Source organism: Ruegeria sp. B10 (assembly GCF_056539825.1).
Genome location: NZ_JBQFVP010000031.1, coordinates 1 through 4,446 on the forward strand (window position 1 = coordinate 1; position 4,446 = coordinate 4,446).

General features: G+C 62.8%; 3 protein-coding genes. All 3 read right to left on the minus strand.

Annotation, left to right across the window (positions count from 1 at the left end; translation table 11 throughout):
• Nucleotides 1-3: 3 nt before the first annotated feature.
• Nucleotides 4-2,859 (minus strand): aminomethyl-transferring glycine dehydrogenase, encoded by a 2,856-nt coding sequence (gene gcvP, locus ACR0J4_RS23030; RefSeq protein WP_170644478.1) that lies wholly within the window; start codon nt 2,857-2,859, stop codon nt 4-6.
• Nucleotides 2,860-2,974: 115 nt separating this feature from the next.
• The gene (gene gcvH / locus ACR0J4_RS23035; protein ID WP_170381008.1) at nt 2,975-3,340 is read right to left on the minus strand and encodes a glycine cleavage system protein GcvH; all 366 of its coding nucleotides are present in this window, start codon (nt 3,338-3,340) and stop codon (nt 2,975-2,977) included.
• Nucleotides 3,341-3,358: 18 nt separating this feature from the next.
• Nucleotides 3,359-4,446, minus strand: a 1,088-nt coding sequence (gene gcvT / locus ACR0J4_RS23040) for a glycine cleavage system aminomethyltransferase GcvT (RefSeq protein WP_170747447.1), incomplete at its 5' end; no start/stop codon positions are given.

Consider the following 4,446-nt stretch of genomic DNA (forward strand, 5'->3'; position numbering starts at 1 on the left):
GTTTTATTCGGCGGCTTCTTCGTAAGCTTCCATTGGAGGGCATGTGCAGACGAGGTTTCGGTCACCGTATGCGTTGTCGACGCGGTTGACGGGGGACCAGTATTTGTCGACGCCCATGGAGCCCGGCGGGAAGCAGGCCTGTTCGCGGGTGTAGGGGCGGTCCCAGTCGCCGACCAGATCGCGCACCGTGTGGGGGGCGTTTTTCAGCGGATTGTTCTCCGCGTCGATCTTGCCATCGATGATGTCCTGCGCCTCGGCCCGGATCGAGAGCATGGCGTCGCAGAAGCGGTCCAGCTCGTCCTTTGGTTCGGACTCGGTGGGCTCCACCATCAGGGTGCCCGCCACCGGCCAGGACATGGTCGGGGCGTGGAAGCCGCTGTCGACCAGACGTTTGGCGACGTCATCCACGGTCACATGCGCCGCCTCGTCCAGCGGACGAGTGTCGAGGATGCATTCATGCGCCACACGACCGGTCTCGGAGGTGTAGAGGATCGGATAGGCATCCTGCAGACGCGCCGCGATATAGTTGGCGTTCAGGATCGCCACTTTGGTCGCCTGCGTCAGACCCGCGCCACCCATCAGCAGCACATAGGCCCAGCTGACCGGCAGGATCGAGGGTGAGCCGAAGGGCGCCGCCGAGACCGGACCCACAGCGGTGCCGTATTCCGGGTGGCCGGGCAGGTGCTCGGTCAGGTGGGCCTTGACGCCGATCGGCCCCATGCCGGGGCCCCCGCCGCCATGCGGGATGCAGAAGGTCTTGTGCAGGTTCAGGTGGCTGACGTCGCCGCCAATGTCACCGGGACGCGACAGACCCACCATAGCGTTCATATTGGCCCCGTCGATATAGACCTGACCGCCGTGATCATGGGTGATCTGGCAGACCTCCTGCACGGTGGTCTCGAACACGCCATGGGTCGAGGGGTAGGTGATCATGCAGCCGGCCAGATGATCGGAATGCTTCTCGGCCTTGGCGCGGAAGTCGTTCAGATCAATGTTGCCATTCTCATCCGCCTGCACCGGCACCACCTGCCAGCCCACCATCTGCGCCGAGGCTGGATTGGTCCCGTGCGCCGAGGTTGGGATCAGGCAGACATTGCGGTGCCCTTCGCCGCGGGCGAAGTGATAGTTGCGGATGGTCAGCAGGCCTGCATATTCGCCCTGCGCGCCCGAGTTGGGCTGCTGCGAGATCGCGTCATAGCCGGTGATCTGGCACAGCTTGTCGTTCAGATCGGCAATCATCTCGTGATAGCCCTGCGCCTGATCTTCAGGGCAGAACGGGTGCAGATTGCCGAACTCGGGCCAGGTGACCGGGATCATCTCGATCGTGGCGTTCAGCTTCATGGTGCACGAGCCCAGCGGGATCATCGCCCGGTCCAGCGCCAGGTCACGGTCGGCCAGACGCCGCATATAGCGGGTCATCTCGGCCTCGGCCCGGTTCTTGTGGAAGATCTCGTGGGTCAGATACGGCGTCTCGCGCAGCGCGTAATCCGGCAGGCGGTACTGCTTGTTCGAGCTGTCGTCTGTCTTGTCGATACCAAAGGCCCCCCAGACGGCTTCGATGGTCTCGGGGCGGGTCTGTTCGTCCAGGCTGATGCCAACCTTGGTCTCGCCGACCTTGCGCAGGTTGACGCCTCGGGCGACGGCAGCCTCCATGACGGTCTTTTGCAGATGGCCGACCTCGACCGTGATGGTATCGAAGAACACCTCGGGTTCGACCGAGAAGCCCGCCTCTTCCAGACCGGCGGCCAGGCGCGAGGTCTTGCGGTGCACCGATTGCGCAATGGCCTTGATGCCATCAGGGCCGTGATAGACCGCATACATCGAGGCAATCACCGCCAGCAGCGCCTGCGCAGTACAGACGTTCGAGTTCGCTTTCTCGCGGCGAATATGTTGCTCGCGGGTTTGCAGCGCCAGGCGATAGGCCTTGTTGCCGCGGCTGTCGATGCTGACGCCTATGATCCGGCCCGGCATGGACCGCTTCAGCTTGTCGGTGGTCGCCATGTAAGCGGCGTGCGGGCCGCCATAGCCCATCGGAACGCCAAAGCGCTGGGTCGAGCCGATGGCAATATCCGCGCCCATCTCACCCGGTGACTTCAGCAGCGCCAGCGACAGGATGTCGGCAGCGACGATGGCAATGGCTTTGTGTTCGTGCAGCGCTGCAATCTCGTTGGTGAAGTCGCGCACGTGACCATGGGTGCCGGGGTATTGGAAGATGGCGCCAAAGACGGCACCTGCATCCAGCGTGTCGGGGTCAGCCACCTGCACGTCGATGCCCAGAGGCTCGGCGCGGGTTTTGATGACCGCGATGGTCTGCGGGTGGCAGTTCTTATCAACAAAGAAGGCCGCGTTGTTGGCCTTGGACCGCCCGCCGCGCTTGGCCATGGCCATGGCTTCGGCAGCCGCTGTGGCCTCGTCCAGCAGCGAGGCGTTGGCCACATCGAGCCCGGTCAGGTCGCTGACCATGGTCTGGAAGTTCAGCAGCGCCTCAAGACGGCCCTGGCTGATCTCGGGCTGATAGGGGGTGTAGGCGGTGTACCAGGCCGGGTTTTCCAGGATGTTGCGCAGGATCGGCGCCGGCGTCGTGGTGCCGTAATAGCCCTGACCGATCAGCGAGGTGAGCACCTTGTTCTTGCTCGCCACCTCTTTCATGTGGAACAGCGCATCGCGCTCGGTCATTGCAGGACCCCAGTCCAGCGGCTCTTTCTGGCGGATCGCCGGCGGGACGGTGGCGTCGATCAGTTGGTCCAGCGTCTTGAAGCCGATCACCTTGAGCATGTCGCGCATCTCGGTCGGGCTGGGACCGATATGGCGGCGATTGGCAAAGTCATAGGCTTCGTAGTCGGTCAGTTTGAAAGCCATTGCAGCGCTCCTATGAATAAGTCAGGTCGGGCGGAGACCACGCAGGCCCCCGATACATCATCACGGGCCGGTCCGGCCCGAACGGGCGGAGCCCTGTGCAGGGCTCCGGTCTGGATCAGCCGATGAAGTCCTTATAGCCGGCCTCATCCATCAGATCTTCCAGCTGCGACGCGTCGGTGATCTTGATCTTGTAGATCCATGCCTCACCTTCGGGGTCTTCGTTCAGCGCGCCAGGATTGTCGGCCAGCGCCTCGTTGACCTCGACGATCTCGCCATCAACCGGGGCATAGAGTTCGGACGCCGCCTTGACGGATTCGATCACGCCGATCTCGCCGTCTTTCTCGAACTCGTCACCCACTTCCTGCTGTTCCACGAAGACCACATCGCCCAGCTGCTCGGCGGCATGTTTGGTGATGCCCAGAGTGGCTGTGTCGCCGTTCACGTCGATCCACTCATGCTCTTCGGAATAATAGGTTGCCATCTTGTCTCTCTCCTGACTTCAACGCTTGTAATTCTGGGTGACGAAGGGCAGCGCCACGATCTCGGCCGGTTGCGGCTTGCCCCGAATGATCAGATTGACGGTCTCGCCCGGCTCACCATGACCTGCGGACACATAGCCCATCGCAACGGGGCCACCGACCGTCGGGCCAAACCCGCCCGAGGTGATCTGGCCAATGGTGTTGCCTTCCGTACACTGGATCTCAACGCCCTGACGCGCAGGCGCACGGCCCTCGGGCTTGATGCCCACCAGCTTGCGGGATGCGCCCTCGGCCAGTTCGCGTTGGATGCGCTCGGCCCCCGGGAACCCGCCTTCTTCCTTGCGGCGCTTCTGGATCGCCCAGCTCAGCGAGGCTTCGATCGGCGAGGTGCTCTGGTCGATGTCATTGCCATAGAGGCACAGCCCCGCCTCCAGCCGCAGGCTGTCGCGCGCGCCCAGACCGGCCGCTTCACAATCCTCATGCGCCAGGAAGGCGCGGGTGATCTCAATCGCCTTGTCCTCTGGGATCGAGATCTCGTACCCGTCCTCACCGGTATAGCCCAGGCGCGAGATACGGCATTCGACGCCGTTGATATCGGCCACGGTGGTTTCCATGAACTTCAGATCGCGGGCGGGCGGGCAAAGCTCACCCACAACGTTCTCCGCTGCGGGGCCTTGCACGGCGACCAGCGCGCGGTCGAATATCTCGGTCACTTCGACGCCTTCGAGGTGCTCGCGCATATGCGGAATGTCCTGATGGCGCAGCGCCGCGTTCACCACCACAAAGTAGTGATCCCCCGCGTTCGACACGATCAGGTCATCCATGATCCCGCCGTCTTCATTCGTAAAGAACCCGTACCGCGCCTTGCCGTCCTTCAGCGTCGCATAGGCCTGCGGGCAGAGCGCCTCAAGCTTCTCGCCCACATTCTCGCCCTTCAGGATCACCTGACCCATATGGCTCACATCAAACACCGCCGCCTTCTCACGACACTGCTTGTGCTCACCCATAATCCCCAACGGATACTGAACAGGCATCTCCCAGCCCGCAAAATCAACCATCTTGCCACCCAACTCAACATGAAGAGAGTAAAGTGGAGTGCGATTCGGTG